Raw genomic sequence first — 17,959 nt, 5'->3', positions numbered from 1 at the left:
TCCCAACTTGTAAGGACAACTGTAAGATTAGTTAACAACTAGTCTAATAGACCTTCCGGTCCAGTGCGCGCCCGATTTTTATTTTGGCGTCGCGAATAAGGATCCCGGCAGAACCACCTGCCGGGATATCTGGCAGGCCGTGAAAGGCACCACCATGCCTAGGCCATACGCAACGCACCATCGCCATAGGCATTGCGGATGACCTCTGCCAACATGTCGTGTTCCTTGTCGGTCAAATCGGTCAGCGGGCTGCGCACCGGACCGGTATCGCGACCGATCACACGCATTCCCGCCTTGACGATGGAAACGGCGTATCCTTTGCCGCGATTGCGGATATCGAGATACGGATAGAAGAATTCCTTGAGCACCCGGTTCATGGTTTCATCATCGTCACGGGTCAGCGCGTCATAGAAATCAAGTGCCTGTTGCGGCAGGAAATTGAAAATGGCCGATGAATAGGTGGTCACGCCAGCCGCCTTGTAGGCCTTGGCAAAGACTTCTGCGGTCGGCATGCCGCCAATATAGGACAGGCGATCACCGATCAGCGTGCAGACCTTGGTCACCATTTCGATATTGCCATGACCGTCCTTGAACCCGACCAGGTTCGGACAAACATCGCACAGCTTGGCCAGGGTTTCGGCGGTGATGATCGAATTGTCACGGTTATAGACAATCACACCGATCTCGACCGCATCACAGACAGCCTTGACCCGGGCAAACAGACCTTCCTGTTCGGCCCCGACCAGATATTGCGGCAACAAAAGCAGACCGTCCGCACCGGCGGCCTCGCATTCGCGGGCCAGTTCAACCGCCATGGCGGTGCCGTAACCGCACCCGGCAATGATCGGGGTGTCGCCGGCGACTTCCTTGGCCGCACGCACAGTCTGAACGACTTCGGCCGGGGTCAGGGAAAAGAATTCCCCGGTACCGCCTGCTGCAAACAATGCCGTTGCGGGATATTGCGACAGCCAGCCGACATGCGCACGATACGCATCAAGGTCAAGCTTGCCCTCGGCATCAAAAGGCGTCACCGGGAATGACAGCAACCCGGCACCAATGGCCTTTTTCATCTCAAGATAATGCATCAAGCGTCCTTCAAGTCTTAAATAGGTCACAACAACTATGATGACTCTATAAATTCATCATATTATTTTGTCAAACATATTACATAGCGCAACTCGAAGCCCATAAAAACTGCGCAACACAAGGGTTTTAGAGTTATATTAGAACCACTGAACTTTGGTATGACGACTTCAATTTTCGGTAATTCTGCGCGAATCGCACCAATTGATATGATGACTTTGCCCCCAAAGCCGATTAGGGTCGGGTTATCAGATCCTTACACTCACAACCAAGAAGACCGGGAATGACCGATATTTCTGCTGCCAGCCGCATTCTGGCCGATGCCTTTGTCAATCACCGCCTGATTGATCCGCTGCCTGCTGACGTCGCGCCGACCGCGTTTGACGAGGCCTATGAAATCCAGGACGCCACCCTTGCACTAAGCGGGGCGAAGCAGGCGGGATGGAAGCTTGCGGTTGCCACCCGCGCGGCACAGGAAAAAATCGGCGCTGACGGGCCGCTGGTCGGGCCACTTCTGGATGGCCGCATTCTTTCGGACGGGGCGCAACTGACCACCAATGATCTGCATTTCCCCAATATCGAGGCCGAAATTGCCGTGGTCATGGACAGCACCCCGGCCCCGGATGCCACATCAAGCGACATCCTCGATCACATCCGATCAATACATCTTGCGATCGAAATTGCCGACCGGCGCTATCATGAAAAGCAGGATCCGATCCAGACGCTGGCGGATCTGAATTCCACCGGCTATTTCGTGCTGGGACAGGAAATCGAAGGCTGGCGTGATCTTGGCTTTATCGGTGGCAAGGTCACCACCAAAAGCAACGGCGAAATCCTTGCCAGCAATGATGATCCCGATGCCTGGCCGGAAATCTTTGGCGGGCTGGAATATCTGGTCGGCTTTCTGGCCAAGCGGGGCAAAAGCCTTAAGGCCGGCGATGTGATCACCACCGGGGCCTGTGCGCTTCCGACCATCAGCCCGCATGGCAAGATCGAAGCGATCTTTGACGGGCTGGGCACGGTGACCGCCGAGATCAAAAAGGTCTGATCGCAAGATCGCGACCCGGTACAGAAAAAGCCATGCGGGGCAACCTGCATGGCTTTTATTTTATCGGTCCATGGCGTCAAAGACCGGGCATTAGCCCTTTTCGCGAAAGCGCGTAACCGCAACGCCGGGAACCTCGACGCGCAGTGACACCAACTTGCCCGCATGGGGGAATTCGGCGCGTTTTTCCGCACTGTAGCCTTCCTGATGGCTGGTGACATAAAGGGTTTTCATATCCGGCCCGCCAAAACATGGCATGGTCGGATTGGGCATCGGCATCGGAATTGACAGCAACAAGGTGCCATCGGGTGCAAAGCGGTTCAGATTGCCCGCCGACACCCCGGCCGACCAGTAACAACCATCCATATCGACCGCGGCCCCGTCCGGGCGGCCCAGCGTATCATCAAGATCAAGAAACCGCGTGCAGTTGGAAATGGCACCACTGGCAACATCGAAATCCCATCGATTGACCCAGGGCCCGCGTGAATCAGAATGATACATCTGCGCCCCGTCCGGCGACCAGGCGATGCCGTTGGAAATCTTGAAGCCGGTTGCCTTTTGATCAATCACGCCATCGGGCGTAATCCGATACAGCGATGCAATCGGCTGCTTGTCGGGATTGTCATCCATCGTACCGACCCAGAACGCCCCGTCCGGGCCGATCTTGCCGTCATTGGTGCGGCTTTTGATGCCATCTTCGATCCGGCACAAAGCAACACGTTCATCGGTTTCGGGATCAAGGAACAGGATATCCTTGCGCAGGGCGACAATAATGCGCCCCGCATCGGTCAGGCCGAAACAGCCCAGTTCGCTGTCAAATTCCCAGACACGGCGCTGCCCCGATGCGACATCAAGGGCATGCAGCTTGCAATTCAGGATATCGGTCCAGTAAAGCCGATTATTCCGGGCATCCCAATTGGGACATTCCGCCAAGGTAAAAGTTTCATCCAGCAGGATTTCCGGCTGATACAGCACCTGATCATTGCCCGACATTGTAACCCCTTAAAATTCATATGATCAATTTCAATGAATACTGGTGTGCCCATCCGGGGCTGTGCTTGTCAACATTATTTGCCAGCCGGGTTGGTACCCCGATCACCTGTCATGCGTTGATGCAGCAATGCAGACGACCGGTATGCGCCGGAAACCGGCCATCAGGCAGATCGCAATCGGGCAGGAAAATTTTACATGTCGCGGGCGTGGTCAGTGACACGCTGGCGGGCTTGATGCAGGTGATAACGCATCATCAATTCGGCACTGTCGCCATCCCGGCCCAGAATCGCATCATAGATCTGACGATGTTCGGCAAGCACACGTTTGGCGCGGTCCGCCGACCCGGAACGGGTGATATTCAACGCCACATTCATTGATTTCTGCATTACCCCATGCAGCGAATTCAGAATGGTCAGAAAGATTTCATTGCCGCTGGCGCGCGCGATTGCCATGTGGAAATCAAGATCGGCCTTATCGGCAATGTCACCGGCAGCCACCCCGTCTTCAAGCGTTTTAAGGGCATTTTCGATTTCACGGTGATGGCGCACACTCGCACGTTCGGCCGCCATGCGTGCTGTTGCCCCCTCGATCGCGATGCGGGCTTCAAAACACCGCAAAAGCCCGGCCACATCATTGACCCCGCCAAACTCGATCAGCCCCTGGGGCGGGCGTTTTTTCACAAAGGAACCAACGCCCTGGCGCGCATAAACCAGCCCGTCGGACTGCAATTTGCGCAAGGCCTCGCGCACGACCGGTCGCGATACGCCAAAGGATGCGCAAATCTCGTTTTCGGACGGCAGTTTCGTCCCCTCGCCCAGATTGCCTGAGACGATCTGTTCAAGAATTTGACCATAAAGCTGATCAGCAAGTTTTTCGCGCTTCTGGACCTTAAGCAGCAATTCGGTCATCCCGTCCCCCGGACGCTGTGAGTACTTGTCATCTTGTAAAACTTACTTGTAAGTTTTATCGACTATTCCCGCACGGGTAAAGCCCCCGAACCGATCACGGATCGGGGGATGATCGCGGCTTGAAAATGGCTGGATCAATCAACCAGTGAATAGTCGCGGCTTTGCGGTGTGATGATTTCGTCATCATCGACCAGACCACTGTCAGGCTGCGCCAGCAGGGTCGGGATCAGCGTCATGGTGCCAGACAGGGTCTGATTTTTATCGAGCACCAGCAAATCACCGAATTCCTTGAATTCCGGACGGTTATGGACGTTTGGCACATGGCTTACCGGTTCGACACAAAATGTCTTGCCGTCTTCGGGGATATAGAATTGCAGGTTCGAGAACCGGTCACTTGCCAGCATCTTGAGACTGTAACCCGCATCTTCCCAGACCATGTCGGCTTCGCGGTGCCAACCGGTATAATGCACATCAAGCCCGCGGTTATGACGGATCATCTTACCGTCGGAAAAGTCCCGACCAAGGTCAATCACCGTGCGCGTGGTCGGCAACATGTCCTCGTCCGTGCCAAAGCAGTCGGTGGCAATAAACGAGACCGAAACATCATCCCCCCCCGGGAACCACGGATGCAATCCGATACCATAGGGCATCGGGGTTCGACCCAGATGGCGCACACCGATTTCAATGGTGACATCATCGGGCGTTACCTTGAATTCCTGCCAGGCGACATAGACAAAGCCGCTTTCGGGGTCGTCATGCTTGTGATTGAAACGCAGGCTGTCGACGGTCGGACGTTCAATTGTCCATTCCGCAGCCCGGCCAAAACCATGGATCGCATGCGGGCTGGGCGGGCGGTTGGCCGGCACCTTGACGATGCGGCCGTCAAATTCGAACTCGGCAAAGGCCAGCCGGTTGGCAAACGGCACCATCGGAAAACAGCCCAGACTTGACGGGTTTCCCGATTTCAGCGCCTGTTCGGTGACCGGACGCAACAGATTGATGGTGCCTTTGCCATCGGGACGGATCCAGTCGATCCGCGATATCGCCCCACCCTGAGGAACAATGCCAATCTGAAATGGGCCGCTGTTCCAGCGGTATTCCGGTTCGCCCTTTTTGGACATAAGCAGGTGCCTCAATTCCAACCAAAATCATATGATGACTTTAGGATCAGGTTTCATTAATTTGAATTCGATGACTACTCAAAATAATGAAACCTGATCCGCACACCATCCTCATACGACGATTTGAAGATGGTGTCGCCCAAAGCGCCAATTAAACTTTAACACTGAGCATCTTTTTTATATCCGGTTGTTTTATACCGGATTTATCGGACACGCAAAATGAACAAGACCAGTGCGTCAAATACGCCCCGCAAAGTTTCTCTGACCGAAAAGGTGATTGCAAGCCTGCGTTCCGAAATTGAAAGCGGACAGCGCGAACCGGGCAGCAAATTGCCAACCGAACCGGTATTGACCGAACGGTTCGGTGTCAGCCGCACCGTCATTCGCGAAGCCATCGCCGCCCTTAAGGCCGACGGGCTTCTTGAACCGCGTCAGGGGGCCGGTGTGTTTGTTCTGGCCCCGGAAACCCGAAGCAATGACAAATCGATTTTCGAAGTCGATTACGCCCAGGTATCGGACGTTCTGGAAATTCTTGAATTGCGTATGGCCGTCGAAATCGAGGCCGCCGGTCTTGCCTGTATGCGCAGTTCCGTCGCCCAGCAGGCCAAGATTTTCGAAGCGATGGAAAAAATGGAACGTGCCCTGGAAAAAGGGGAACCCACCGCCCCGGCCGATTTCGAATTCCACAGCGCGATTGCCGCGGCCACCAATAACCGCCGCTATGCCGAATTTCTGGAACATCTGGGCGACAAGACCATTCCGCGGGCGCAGCTTCGCCGCCGCCCGCCAGAAGCCGAAGACCAGAAATCCTATATGCAAATGATTTTGGGCGAACATCGGCGCATCTATGATGCAATCGCCGCCCGCGATGACGACACCGCCCGCAAGGCCATGCGCGATCACCTTAGCCTGAGCCAGACCCGCTATCAGAAACTGCTGACCCAGCGATAAGCCGATCAACTGCGCGTCATCAAACGATTTGGCACCACCGGATAAGGCCGCCCGATCAACGACCAGACGATGGATTGGCGAATGAATGAAGCGCAGGCAATCTGATGCAAGGTGTCAGCGGCGCGATCCTTTGCAAACGGTCAGCAAATTCCGATCAAACCTTGCGCAGGCCCTGCCGAACCGGGGTGCAACTGAAGTGTCCCGGGCATCAGCGGTTCCGGGGCCGAAGAACGCATGACGGCATTTGGCAAACACCGCCACTATTTTGGCCCGGCCGTTGCCCGGTCGTCAGGAAATCATCGGAGCTGCGGGTAGCCTGAGCGGTCCCGTCCCGTCCGATCTGGTCGGGTCCGGTCAGGGCGCTCTGGTCTGGTCAGGCCCGATCCACTCAGTCGGTCAGGGCCGCGGCCAGAACCGTCATGTCGGTAATCACGATATCGGCCCCGGCATCGTAAAGCCGGTTGGTCGCGTCGGTTTCCTGACCGGCATAATGGCCGCCCCCGACAAAGCCGATACATTTCATTCCGGCAGCTACCGCCGCGGTGACACCGGCAACGGAATCTTCGATGACGATGGTTGATGACGGCGAAAAGCCCATATCGGCACAGGCATGCAAAAACAGATCCGGGGCCGGTTTGCCGTTTTTGACGAAATCGGCACTATAGATCCGTTCTGCGAACCATGGGCCAAGGCCGGTGACCACCATGGTTTTTTCCAGCCGTTCGACCGAACTGCTTGATGAAATGCAAAAGGCCAGATCACGGCTGCGCAGGGCCGAAAGCACCAGATCAATACCACTGATCTTGGCCAGTTCCGTGTCATAGCGCGCAAACAGTTTCTGATAAAAGAACGGTTTGAATTCGGCACTGATATCGGTGCCGGTCTGGCTGCGGATATGATCGATCGGGGCCGAACTTGACCGGCCGGTGAACCGGTCGGCAACCTCGCGAAACGATAAGGGGGCGCCGAAATGATCCAGAACATCAACAAGGGTCGCAAGCGAGATCGGTTCGCTATCGACCAGGACACCGTCACAGTCAAACAGCACAACCTTGCAGCCGTCAAACAGCTTGGCTATTGATGAAGGTGACGCTGGCCCCTGTTCCGGGCGGCGTTGGTCTTCGTTTCCGGCAAAGCGTCCATCTTTGTTGCTGGCTTCGTTTCCATCTATGTTTTCTTGTTCGTTTTCTTGTTCGTTTTCCTGGGCCATGTTGAACCTGGCTTGTTTCATTTGTCTGATGAAAGCAGCCTAGCCAATCACATGTTTCAGCGTCAACAAAAATGAACATTTGACCAACTATTGAACTTTTGATCAAATCGCGATCAATCAGACCATTCAAAACAACATCCGGCAGTCGCGGTCCCATCTGCAAAGCCGGGGAAATGCGGAGGAAAACCCGACCATGAGTCCCCAAGACACCTGTTTCATCGGCGTGGATGTTGGCACCGGCAGTGCGCGCGCTGGCGTGTTTGATGCCAATGGCAAGCTGCTTGGCAGTGCCGCCCATGCAATTGCGATGAACCGTCCTAAACCCGATTTTGTCGAACAGGACTCGGAAAATATCTGGCAGTCGGTTTGCCAGTCGGTGCGCGATGCGTTGAAAAAATCCGCTGTCGCCCCCGAAAAAATCGCCGCCATCGGTTTTGACGCCACCTGTTCGCTGGTCATCCGCGATCAGGACAACCGCCCGCTGGGTGTGACCCCGGGCGGGGCGGATAACTGGGATGTGATTGTCTGGATGGATCACCGTGCCGTGCGCGAGGCCGAAGAATGCACCGCAACCGGATCGCGCGTTCTGGAATTTATCGGCGGCACTATGTCCCCGGAAATGGAAATGCCAAAACTGATGTGGCTGAAACGCCATAACAAACCGGCCTGGGACAAGATGGGGGCGGCTTATGATCTGGCCGACTTCCTGTCATTCCGCGCAACCGGCAGCAATGCCCGGTCCTGCTGTACTGTCACCTGCAAATGGACGTATCTGGCCCATCAGGACGAACCGTGGGATCGTGATTTCCTGTCGGTGATCGGCATGGAAGACCTTAATGACAAGATCAATATGCATGATCCTGCCTTGGCGGTTGGCGAACGCATCGGCACCCTTGATGCACAAGGTGCGGCTGATCTTGGCCTGACCACCGATTGCGTGGTCGGGGCCGGATTGATTGATGCCCATGCCGGTGCGCTTGGCACCCTTGGCGAATATCTTGATGGCAATCTGGATCAGCATTTCGCGATGATTGCGGGCACATCGACCTGTCATATGGCCCTGTCAAAGGAACCGCGTTTCATCAAGGGCATCTGGGGTCCGTATTTCGGGGCGATTGCGCCGGGGCTTTGGCTCAATGAAGGCGGGCAATCGGCAACCGGTGCGTTGCTTGACCATGTTGTCGCCATGCATCCGTTTTCCAACGGCATGGGCCGCGATGCCCACAAGCTTGCCGGGGAAAAGCTTTTGCCGCTGATGGCAGACACCACCGACCTTGCACCACGCCTGCATGTTCTTCCCGATTTTCATGGTAACCGGTCCCCGCTTGCCGATCCCGAGGCCCTTGGGGTGATTTCCGGTCTGACACTTGATCAGAGCGAGGAAAGCTTCCTGAAACTTTACTGGGCAACTGCCTGTGCGATTGCCTATGGCACGCGCCATATCATCGATGCGCTGAATGATACCGGATACGACATCACCCACATTCATCTGAGTGGCGGCCATACCGCGTCCAAAGTGCTGGTCAAACTTTATGCCGATGTCACCGGCTGTCACGTTGTGATGTCCGATTGCGAGGAGCCGGTTCTGCTGGGTTCGGCAATGCTTGCGGCCGGGGCACTTGATGCCGATGGCGGTCTGGCCCGTGCCGCGCGCCAGATGGCGGGCAAGGAAACCCTGCATGCCCCCGACGAGAAGGCCAAAGCCGATCATGACCGCCGCTATGCCATTTTCCATCAGATGCATGCCCATCGCCAGGCCCTTGATGCCATTAGCAATCCGGGCGCCAAACACGGCTGAGAATTCTTTCCCCCTGCCCCGTTCGCGGGATGCCCTAACCAAAAGGCGCTTGACGCAACTTTTGGTTAGGGTCAAAACAAAAGGGCCGATGCAAAAGCATCGGCCCTTTCTTACGCACGCGCGACGGCGGGGTCGGGGGATCATGCAGAAGATATTCATTTTCTGCACCGCCACGAGCACGATGCCTTACAAGGCCGGTCCGGTTTGGACCGGCCTTGTTTGTTCAGGTTACTCGGCCGGATGTTCGTGGGCGGCCTTGACGTCACCGCGCTTTGAACGGTTCTTGGCAAAGGTGCCAACAATCAGAACAAAGAACAGCGGCACGAAGAAGATCGCAAGCACGGTCGCCGCAATCATCCCGCCCATCACACCAGTCCCCACCGCCACACGGGCAGCAGCACCGGCACCGGTCGAAATCGCCAGTGGCACAACGCCAAGGGTAAAGGCCATCGACGTCATGATGATCGGACGCAGACGCTGACGGGCAGCTTCCACCGTGGCTTCAAGAAGGCCCATGCCCTGGTCGTAAAGTTCGCGGGCGAACTCGACAATCAGGATGGCGTTCTTGGCCGAAAGACCGATCGTGGTCAGAATGGCCACCTGGAAGTAAACGTCATCGGGCAGATCACGCAGCAATGCAGCAAGCACCGCACCAAGGACACCAAGCGGAACCACCATCATGACCGAAATCGGGATCGCCCAGCTTTCATAAAGGGCTGCAAGACACAGGAAGACCACGATCATGGACAGCGCATACAATGCCGGTCCCTGTTCGCCTGCTTCGCGTTCCTCATAGGACAGTCCCTGCCATTCAAGGCCGATGCCACCCGGAAGTTTCGCAACCATTTCTTCCATGGCCGCCATTGCATCACCCGACGCAACGCCCGGTCCCGATGCACCCTGAATATTGACGGATGCCAGACCGTTGAAGCGTTCCAGACGCGGCGAACCGTAATCCCAGTTCGTGGTGGCAAATGCCGAAATCGGCACCATTTCACCAAGACCGTTACGGACATACCAGTGATCAAGGTCTTCAGGCATCATGCGGTATTTCGCATCCGACTGCATATAGACCTTTTTGACACGGCCGTTTTCGATGAAGTCATTGACATAGCTTGACCCCCAGGCCGCAGCCAGGGTGCGGTTCACATCCGCCAGGTCGACAGCAAGCGCGCTTGCCTTTTCCTGATCGATATTGATGTTGAACTGCGGCATGTCATTCAGACCGTTCGGACGCACACCGGCCACGCGCGGATCCTGTGCCGCCATCCCCAGAAGCTGGTTACGGGCTGCAATCAGGGCGTCGTGACCATTGCCGCCACGATCCACAAGCTGAAGGTCAAAGCCGTTTGCAGTGCCCAGCTCGATAATTGCCGGCGGGGCAAAGGCAAAGACCATAGCTTCGCGGATCTGGGCAAAGGCACCATAGGCACGACCGATCACCGCACCAACAGCCTGATCCGGGCGGGTACGTTCCGACCAGTCCTTCATGTTGACAAAGGCGATACCGGCGTTCTGCCCGCTCCCGGCAAAGGAGAAGCCGGCAACAGTGAACAGACCCTGGACGTTTTCCTTTTCATTCTCAAGGAAGTGGGTTTCCAGCTTCTTGAGAACCTCGACCGTGCGTTCCTGCGAGGCACCAGCCGGAAGCTGAACCATCGAGAACATGATGCCCTGGTCTTCGTCTGGCAGGAACGAGCCCGGCAGGCGGAAGAACAAGGCCGCAAGGCCGCCGACAAGGATCCCATACACAAACAGGTAACGCCATTTGCGATGAACAACGTGATCAACACTGCCCTGATAGAACCGGTTGGTCTTGTCAAAGCCGCGGTTGAACCAGCCGAACGGACCTTTTTTCGCAAGCGGGTCGGTATGGGTCGGCTTGAGCATGGTGGCACACAGTGCCGGGGTCAGGACGATTGCCACAACCACCGACAGCGCCATGGCCGACACAATCGTGATCGAGAACTGGCGATAAATCGCCCCGGTCGAACCGGCAAAGAAGGCCATCGGCACAAACACGGCCGAAAGAACCAGCGCAATACCGATCAGCGCCCCGGTAATCTGCCCCATGGATTTCCGCGTTGCTTCGCGCGGCGGAAGCCCGTCTTCATGCATCACACGTTCGACGTTTTCGACCACGACAATCGCGTCATCGACCAGAAGACCGATGGCAAGAACCATGGCAAACATGGTCAGTGTGTTGATCGAATAGCCGAATGCGGCAAGGATACCGAATGTCCCGAGCAGAACCACCGGCACCGCGATCGTCGGGATCAGGGTCGCCCGCCAGTTTTGCAGGAACAGCAACATCACCAGGAAGACAAGAACGATTGCCTCAAACAGGGTGTGAACCACTTCTTCGATCGAGACCTGCACGAACGGGGTCGTGTCGTACGGATAGACGATCTCAAGCCCTTGCGGGAAGAACGGCTTGAGTTCCGCCAGACGGGCCTTTACGGCCTCGGCGGTGTCAAGTGCGTTGGCCCCGGTCGCAAGATAGATACCGATACCCGTTGCAGCCTGTGCATTATAGCGGGCCACCACGTCATAGCTTTCGCCACCGATTTCGATGCGGGCCACATCGCCAAGACGGACCTGCGACCCATCGGTTTCGACCTTGAGCAGGATGTTGGCGAATTCATCAACCGTCTGCAATTTGCTTTGGGCGGTGATGGTCGCGTTGATCTGCTGGCCCGGAACCGACGGGGCACCACCGATCTGACCGGCGGTGACTTCGGTGTTCTGGGCTTCGACAGCCGAACTGATATCGGACACCGTCAGGTTATAGGACAGCATCTTGTTCGGATCGAGCCAGATGCGCATTGCATGCTGCGCACCGAACACGGTGACCGAACCGACACCATTCACACGCCCGAGCGGATCTTCAACCGTGGAGACGACAAAGTCGGACAGATCTTCGGCATTCATCGAACCATCAGCCGACACAAAGCCGACAACCATCAGGAACGATCCCGATGACTTGCTGACAGTCACGCCCTGCTGCTGCACTTCGGTCGGAAGCGACGACATCGCAGCTTGCAGTTTGTTCTGTACCTGAACCTGTGCGATGTCGGGATCGGCTTCGGGTTCAAAGGTCAGCTTGATCGATGCCTGACCGTTTGACGACGAATTCGATGACATATAGCGCAGGTAATCCAGCCCGTTCATCTGTTGTTCGATGACCTGGGTCACGGTGTTTTCCACCGTCTGCGCGGACGCGCCCGGATAGGAAGCCGAAATCTCGACCGATGGCGGTGCAATTGACGGGTACTGTTCCACCGGCAACTGCCACAGGGAAAGTCCCCCCGCCAGCATAATCACCAGGGCAACAACCCAGGCGAATACGGGGCGGTCAATAAAGAATTTTGCCATTGAATAAACCCTTATTCGGCGGCTTTGGCGGTTTCGACAGGCTGGGCTGCAACAGGTGCGCCCGGCCCGATACGCTGAAGACCATCCACGATCAGCTGATCGCCATCTTCAACGCCAGCCGAAACCAGCCAGTTCTGTCCCTGGGACTGTTCGATGGTGATGTCTTTTGACGCCACTTTGCCATCGACCACGACATAGACATAAGCCGATCCATCCGGACGACGCATCACGGCCTTTTGCGGCACAAGGAATGCGTTTTCAAGATGGCCCTGACGGACCTGACCGCGCACGAACATGCCCGGCAAAAGCGTTCCGTCCGGGTTCGGGAAGACCACGCGCAACCGGATGGTGCCGGTGGTTTCATTGACCGTCACATCCGAGAATTGCAGCGTGCCCTTGTGCGGATATTCGGCACCGGTCGAGTCAATGATCAGGGAAACTTCGACCTGACCGTTTTCAACACCCTTGATGCGGCCATTCTGGATGGCCTGCTTGATCTTCATCAGACGTCCCCCGGCCTGGGTGACATCAACATAGATCGGATCAAGCTGGGTGATCGTGGTCAGTTTCGCAGTCTGGTTGGCGGTTACCAGCGCGCCTTCGGTGAAATCGGATGATCCGATCTGACCGGAAATCGGTGCGGTAACAGTGGTGTAAGCCAGATCGATGCGGGCCTGTTCCAGTTCGGCACGGGCTGCTGCGACTGCGGCCTTGCCCTGTGCTTCGGCGGCGACTGCATCATCATAGGTCTGCTGGCTGACGGCCTGCGACTTGATCAGCGGATCGTAACGCTTGCGGGTTTTGGTGGCCTGATCAAAGGTGGCGATCTGACGGGCAAGTTCGGCCTGTGCGGCATCGACCTTGGCCAGATAGACATCCTGATCAATCATATAAAGCTGCTGACCGGCTTCAACAAAGGTGCCTTCGGTGAAGTTGCGTTCCTTGATGATCCCGTCGACCTGCGGACGGATATCCGCCTGACGGAAAGCAATCGTACGCCCGGGCATTTCTTCGACAAGACCGACGGTCTGGGCTTCAAGGGTAACGGTACCAACCTGGGTTGCAGGTTGCTGCTGCGGTGCAGCGGCCTGTTTTTCAGCGCCTTCATTCTGCTCGCTGCAGGCAGCGACCATCAAGGCAAGTGCTGCCACACCGGCAAATTTCAAACAAGATCGCATGGACAAATTGCTTTTCCTTCTAAGTCCCGAGCAATGAAAACGGGAACGCTTTGTCATTGCTTTTCGAAATACTGTACGGTACAGTACACATTGTGCACTGCACGATCAAGAGCCAAAAACAACAGAATCAAGAATCATGAGTGAAACGCCAGAAAAGCTTGAAAAACAATCCACTCGCGGGTCTGCAAGACGGCGCGCCATGATGGATGCGGCCTGGAAACTTTTGCTGGAGCGGGGGTTCGCTGGCGTCACACTTAATGATGTCATTTCGCAATCGGGTGGCTCCCGTACAACCCTTTACGAAGCATTCGGCGGAAAGGACGGCCTTCTTGAAGCTGTCATGAAAGAACGCTGTCAGGAATTCTCCGCGGAATTACACATCTCGCTGGAAACCGATCTCCCTCCTCGTCACGCACTGACGGACTTCGGCACCAAACTGGCGCACAAGATAGTAACCGAGGAAGTCGCCCGCTTCACTCAAATTCTGTATTCCGAAGGCCAGCACTTTCTACCCCTGATCGAAAAATTCTTTGAAGTCGGTCCGGACAGCACACGCAAACATCTTGCCGATTACCTTTCGCGCCAGCAAAAGCTTGGCCGCATCAGCATCAATGATCCCGACCATGCGGCTGAAATGTTCGAAGCCATGGTGATCGGCGACTGGCAATCACGCATCATGAAACATCATCCAAGACCCCCGATGACCGACCGCGAGATTGAAGACCGCGTGTCGCGTGCTGTGCAGATTTTCCTGTGTGGCATCACCACCGACGAACATCGCCAAACGGTCGGATGTGACAGTTGATCACGACGGCTTTGCGATGAAAGTCAGCTACTTGTAACCTGCCGCTCCTGACAGCATCCTGTCAGCAACCCGGGTGACCGGATGGTAAACGCGCCAAACCGCGCCCTAACTTCACCAAAATTGACCTTCAGGATGCCTGACAAGACCGGATCCGGTTGCTTTGGCAGGGCGTGACATATGTGATGTCGCGCGCCATCGGATGCGTGTTTGGCGAACCGGCGTTGCGGTGCCGCAATCGGGGCATGCCCCGTGATTGATTGCAACCGTTCCAAACAGTTCACCAAAGATGCGCAAAACCGATGTAAACTGAATGCAACAGGGTCGCGTTTGTCACCATTCCAGAAGCAGGGGTTTTCTGATGCCCGGACGTCGTGTTTTTGTCGGTTTTGGCTTGTGCGCCACCTTGATGCTTGCGCTTGCCCCGCGTGCGCAGGCCATTACGGTCGACAAGGCCCGCACCGCCGTTGAAGCAATCCTGATGCAATCGGGCATCACGGCAACCGAAAGCGATGCCCGCACGGTTGACGGCGATGGCGTGGTTCTGACCTATGATGGCGTCTATCTTGATCTTCGCGGCTATTCGACCGACCGCGCGCTGACCATGGACGGGGTCACGGTTACCGTGCGCGACACCGATCAAACCAATCAGATTGATCTTGATGTCAAATTGCCCGAACGCGCGCGGATGGAAGCCGAAGCCACCAGTGACCAGCGCGATCTGACCATGCGCAATGCGGGGGGCTATCTGCGCTGGGACACTGCGCGCAACATCCCGGTGACCTTTGACGGCTTTGCCGATTTCCTGATCGGTGACGAACCGGTGACGCGCAAACACTGGATGATGAATGGCCTGATGATCCAGTGGCTGCCGGAACTGGCCCGCATTGCCTGGCAGGGTGCCGAATGGACCGGTCCCAACCGCGAAAAAATGGGGGCGGTCAAATCGGCAAGCTTTACCCTTTATCCCGGCGAAAACGGTGAAACCCATCTTGATTACGCCCATGACGGTTTATGGCTGCCCAGCCTGTTCCAGCCGCGCACCATGCGCGTCAAAAGCAGCAGCACCGGCCTGCCCTGGCGCGAAGCCAAACCGATCATTGAAAAAGGCTTCCACGATATCCTGACCGGCACCGCCCCCAGATTTGCCCGCCGCCAGATCGGTGATGCGCTTTGGCAAAAGGCCGCCCAGAACGGAGCCCCGGTCAAGGTCGAGGAATTCTACGTTGAATCCCGCGGGCTTGAGGCCCTTGGTTCCGGCGAATTCATGGCCCAGGCCGCCGCACGATATGGCTTTACCGGTGATTTTGATTTCAAATTGCTGGGCCAGGACAAGCTGGTTGACCTGCTGGGCACGCCTGACAGCCCGACCCTTCTTGGTGCCTTGCTGCCCTTTGCGGTGAACGGCCTTGCGGTTGGCCGCCCCGGCCCGCAAGGCACAACCGAATATGACGGTCAGTTGCTTCCAGATGGCCGGATCGTCGTTAACGGCCTGACAGTCTATCGCACGGCTGATGGCAGTTAGCCTGACTGCGCACCCATCTGAAAAATACAGTCCAATACATTCGCAAAAAAGGGGCAGACACCGTCTGCCCCTTCTCTTCATTCAGCGTCTGTGACAATCAGTAGGTCTTTTTCAATTCCACATAATCGCCTTTGACATACAGCGTTACAGTAACATTCTGTTTGTCGCGGTTACGCCAGAACCAGCCATGATAACCGTCAAATTTGGCGGTGACATTCCCCTCGTCCGACGGCAATGCCCGGCCTTTTTCATAGCTGACTGATTTGCCGCCCGGGCCATCGCCATGAAGATCGAAATTCACAACACCACCTTCGGCTTTCCACATGAAAGGCGCGACGGCACCCTCGGACATAACGAGTTTGTATTCGACGCCCTGCCCCGGTTCCAAAGTGAAGGTCACGGTATCTTTCCACCCATCTGCGGCATCTTGTGCCTTGGCCGAAGAAATGAACAGACCAACGAGTGTCTGCATCAGACTGGACTGGGTATCACCATCAGACTTGGTGCCGAACTGGCTTTCCATTTCACGCAGCATCTGCCGATCTGCTTCGGCTTCCTCTGCCAGTTGGGATTTGATTTCGCCCATATCGGTCAGGCCAAGCATGCTGCCGATGCGCGTCGGATCGATGCCATATTCTGCCGGAAGAATTACCGTGACCAGCAGAACAATCGCGATACCCGCAGCAGCAATGGTCGAACGGATCAATTGTGCACTGCTTGGCAATTCGTCCGCATTTGGTTTGTTTGCGTTATACATTTTGAAATTCCTGTTCTCAGGCTACAAAGTAGCCGGTCAATTGATACCCGATCAGCATGAATCCGGCTGACATCATCGCGACATTTGCGTTATAGGCGTGCCGCCAGAAACCTGGGGATTTCCGCCAAAAGCCCATAACAATCAGGATCATTGCCAAGGCAATTAGCTGCCCGATCTCGACCCCGACATTGAAGGCAATCAGATTTGGCAACAGCCCATCTGGCGCGATGTTGTATTCGAGAATTTTGGTCGCGAGACCCAATCCGTGGAAGAAGCCGAAAATCAAGGTCGCGGCCTTGGTGTTGGGCTGAAAACCGAACCACCGCTGGAATGCACCAAGATTGTCCAATGCCTTGTAAACGACAGACAATCCGATAATCGCATCAATCAGGTAACTGCTGACATTCCATTCAAAGAAGACACCCAGCAGCATCGTCGTGGAATGCCCGACAGCAAACAGACTGACATATATGGCGATATGCTTCATGCGATAGAGGAAGAAGATCACCCCGAACAGGAACAGGAGGTGATCATAGCCGGTGACCATATGCTTGGCTCCGAGATAAAGAAATGGAATCAGATTTATGCCGCTGATTTCCATAATGTATCCCTTGTCGCCTTCGGTGACGGCATGCGCAAGGGCGTCGGTTGCAAATGCAACCAACAGCAACGAGACGGCCAACAATCCTGCTGAACGCGGCGCGCGCGCAACAACAGAACAGGCAGCCCTTTTCAGACTGTTCATCTGTGAACTTTCTTTGTTTGAATCCTAGAAATTCCGAATATTCGAAACCGGATCAAACAATCGGCGGCCGCAGGTCGCGCTGGGCCTGCAACGTCCGGGCAAGCGGGAAGTCTGCCTGCCATGCATTTCCTTCCGGAACCACAAACGCATAGTTCAGATCAAACAACATCACCGTCGGGTGTTCGTGGTCGATCAAATCGTGCGTCGAAGGGATTTTGTGCCTGTCAGGTTCGCCCTGTTCATCCCAGTCATGGCTGTGACCATGTGCAATAATGTCGGCGAAGGCAATTTCTGAAGCATGATCCCCGGCAGGCAAAAACACCGACGGCGCCAGATGCCACTGCTGGGCTACAAAAGCCATAAGCAGCATCAGGCAGACACATAGTCGGCTGTTTGCTTTGCAAATGCGGGCCATATCGGACAGACGATCCTTCATGCTTCACCAGAAAGGTGCATTCTCATTCTTCT

Annotated in this window: 15 protein-coding genes; 5 read left to right on the top strand and 10 right to left on the bottom strand. The window is 55.8% G+C overall.

Annotated elements, in window-relative coordinates:
* Positions 1 to 158 precede the first annotated feature (158 nt).
* Complete coding sequence (gene kdgD / locus AUQ42_RS04650; protein WP_068517934.1) at positions 159 to 1,085, bottom strand: 5-dehydro-4-deoxyglucarate dehydratase; 927 nt, start codon at positions 1,083 to 1,085, stop codon at positions 159 to 161.
* A gap of 281 nt (positions 1,086 to 1,366) precedes the next feature.
* Here kdgD and AUQ42_RS04645 point away from each other — a divergent pair, with 281 nt between their 5' ends.
* Positions 1,367 to 2,131, top strand: a complete 765-nt coding sequence (locus AUQ42_RS04645) for a 2-keto-4-pentenoate hydratase (protein WP_068517933.1) — start codon at positions 1,367 to 1,369, stop codon at positions 2,129 to 2,131.
* Positions 2,132 to 2,221: 90 nt separating this feature from the next.
* On the opposite strand, the gene AUQ42_RS04640 is transcribed toward AUQ42_RS04645, so the two are convergent.
* From AUQ42_RS04640 to AUQ42_RS04630, 3 genes are all read right to left on the bottom strand, one after another.
* Positions 2,222 to 3,121 (bottom strand): SMP-30/gluconolactonase/LRE family protein, encoded by a 900-nt coding sequence (locus AUQ42_RS04640; RefSeq protein WP_068517932.1) that lies wholly within the window; start codon positions 3,119 to 3,121, stop codon positions 2,222 to 2,224.
* Between the two features lie 191 nt (positions 3,122 to 3,312).
* Positions 3,313 to 4,029 carry a FadR/GntR family transcriptional regulator gene (locus AUQ42_RS04635; protein WP_068517931.1) on the bottom strand — a complete coding sequence of 239 codons (717 nt, stop codon included), beginning with the start codon at positions 4,027 to 4,029 and terminating at the stop codon, positions 3,313 to 3,315.
* A gap of 134 nt (positions 4,030 to 4,163) precedes the next feature.
* The gene (locus AUQ42_RS04630) at positions 4,164 to 5,150 is read right to left on the bottom strand and encodes an aldose 1-epimerase (protein ID WP_068517930.1); all 987 of its coding nucleotides are present in this window, start codon (positions 5,148 to 5,150) and stop codon (positions 4,164 to 4,166) included.
* Between the two features lie 219 nt (positions 5,151 to 5,369).
* Here AUQ42_RS04630 and AUQ42_RS04625 point away from each other — a divergent pair, with 219 nt between their 5' ends.
* Positions 5,370 to 6,101: a FadR/GntR family transcriptional regulator gene (locus tag AUQ42_RS04625; RefSeq protein WP_068517929.1), complete on the top strand. Its 732-nt coding sequence runs from the start codon at positions 5,370 to 5,372 to the stop codon at positions 6,099 to 6,101.
* 388 nt (positions 6,102 to 6,489) lie between these two features.
* Here AUQ42_RS04625 and AUQ42_RS04620 read toward each other — a convergent pair whose 3' ends face one another.
* Positions 6,490 to 7,311, bottom strand: coding sequence for an HAD family phosphatase (locus tag AUQ42_RS04620; RefSeq protein ID WP_082817731.1), 822 nt, complete (start codon positions 7,309 to 7,311; stop codon positions 6,490 to 6,492).
* 193 nt (positions 7,312 to 7,504) lie between these two features.
* On the opposite strand from AUQ42_RS04620, the gene AUQ42_RS04615 reads away from it, so the two are divergent.
* Positions 7,505 to 9,109 (top strand): FGGY-family carbohydrate kinase, encoded by a 1,605-nt coding sequence (locus AUQ42_RS04615; RefSeq protein ID WP_068517928.1) that lies wholly within the window; start codon positions 7,505 to 7,507, stop codon positions 9,107 to 9,109.
* A gap of 228 nt (positions 9,110 to 9,337) precedes the next feature.
* On the opposite strand, the gene AUQ42_RS04610 is transcribed toward AUQ42_RS04615, so the two are convergent.
* Positions 9,338 to 12,484 (bottom strand): efflux RND transporter permease subunit, encoded by a 3,147-nt coding sequence (locus AUQ42_RS04610; protein WP_068517927.1) that lies wholly within the window; start codon positions 12,482 to 12,484, stop codon positions 9,338 to 9,340.
* A gap of 11 nt (positions 12,485 to 12,495) precedes the next feature.
* Positions 12,496 to 13,662: an efflux RND transporter periplasmic adaptor subunit gene (locus AUQ42_RS04605; protein WP_068517926.1), complete on the bottom strand. Its 1,167-nt coding sequence runs from the start codon at positions 13,660 to 13,662 to the stop codon at positions 12,496 to 12,498.
* Between the two features lie 136 nt (positions 13,663 to 13,798).
* Between AUQ42_RS04605 and AUQ42_RS04600 the strand changes: the two genes are divergently transcribed.
* Together AUQ42_RS04600 and AUQ42_RS04590 are read left to right on the top strand one after the other, a co-directional pair.
* Positions 13,799 to 14,467 carry a TetR/AcrR family transcriptional regulator gene (locus tag AUQ42_RS04600; protein ID WP_068517925.1) on the top strand — a complete coding sequence of 223 codons (669 nt, stop codon included), beginning with the start codon at positions 13,799 to 13,801 and terminating at the stop codon, positions 14,465 to 14,467.
* A 358-nt stretch (positions 14,468 to 14,825) separates the two neighbouring features.
* Positions 14,826 to 15,989, top strand: a complete 1,164-nt coding sequence (locus AUQ42_RS04590) for a hypothetical protein (protein WP_068517923.1) — start codon at positions 14,826 to 14,828, stop codon at positions 15,987 to 15,989.
* Positions 15,990 to 16,086: 97 nt separating this feature from the next.
* On the opposite strand, the gene AUQ42_RS04585 is transcribed toward AUQ42_RS04590, so the two are convergent.
* The 3 genes from AUQ42_RS04585 to AUQ42_RS04575 are packed head-to-tail and all read right to left on the bottom strand — an operon-like array spanning position 16,087 to position 17,852.
* Positions 16,087 to 16,746, bottom strand: a complete 660-nt coding sequence (locus AUQ42_RS04585; RefSeq protein ID WP_068517922.1) for a transmembrane anchor protein — start codon at positions 16,744 to 16,746, stop codon at positions 16,087 to 16,089.
* A 16-nt stretch (positions 16,747 to 16,762) separates the two neighbouring features.
* Positions 16,763 to 17,491 (bottom strand): HupE/UreJ family protein, encoded by a 729-nt coding sequence (locus tag AUQ42_RS04580; protein ID WP_114113502.1) that lies wholly within the window; start codon positions 17,489 to 17,491, stop codon positions 16,763 to 16,765.
* A 52-nt stretch (positions 17,492 to 17,543) separates the two neighbouring features.
* Entirely contained in the window at positions 17,544 to 17,852 is a 309-nt protein-coding gene (locus AUQ42_RS04575; protein ID WP_156480833.1) for a hypothetical protein, read from the bottom strand.
* Positions 17,853 to 17,959: the final 107 nt, after the last annotated feature.

Origin of the sequence: Thalassospira sp. MCCC 1A02491 (genome assembly GCF_001613785.1) — a bacterium.
GTDB classification, from domain to species: Bacteria; Pseudomonadota; Alphaproteobacteria; order Rhodospirillales; family Thalassospiraceae; genus Thalassospira; species Thalassospira povalilytica.
The sequence above is the reverse complement of the archived record's forward strand: the minus strand, read 5'-3'. Positions and strand labels throughout refer to the sequence as shown.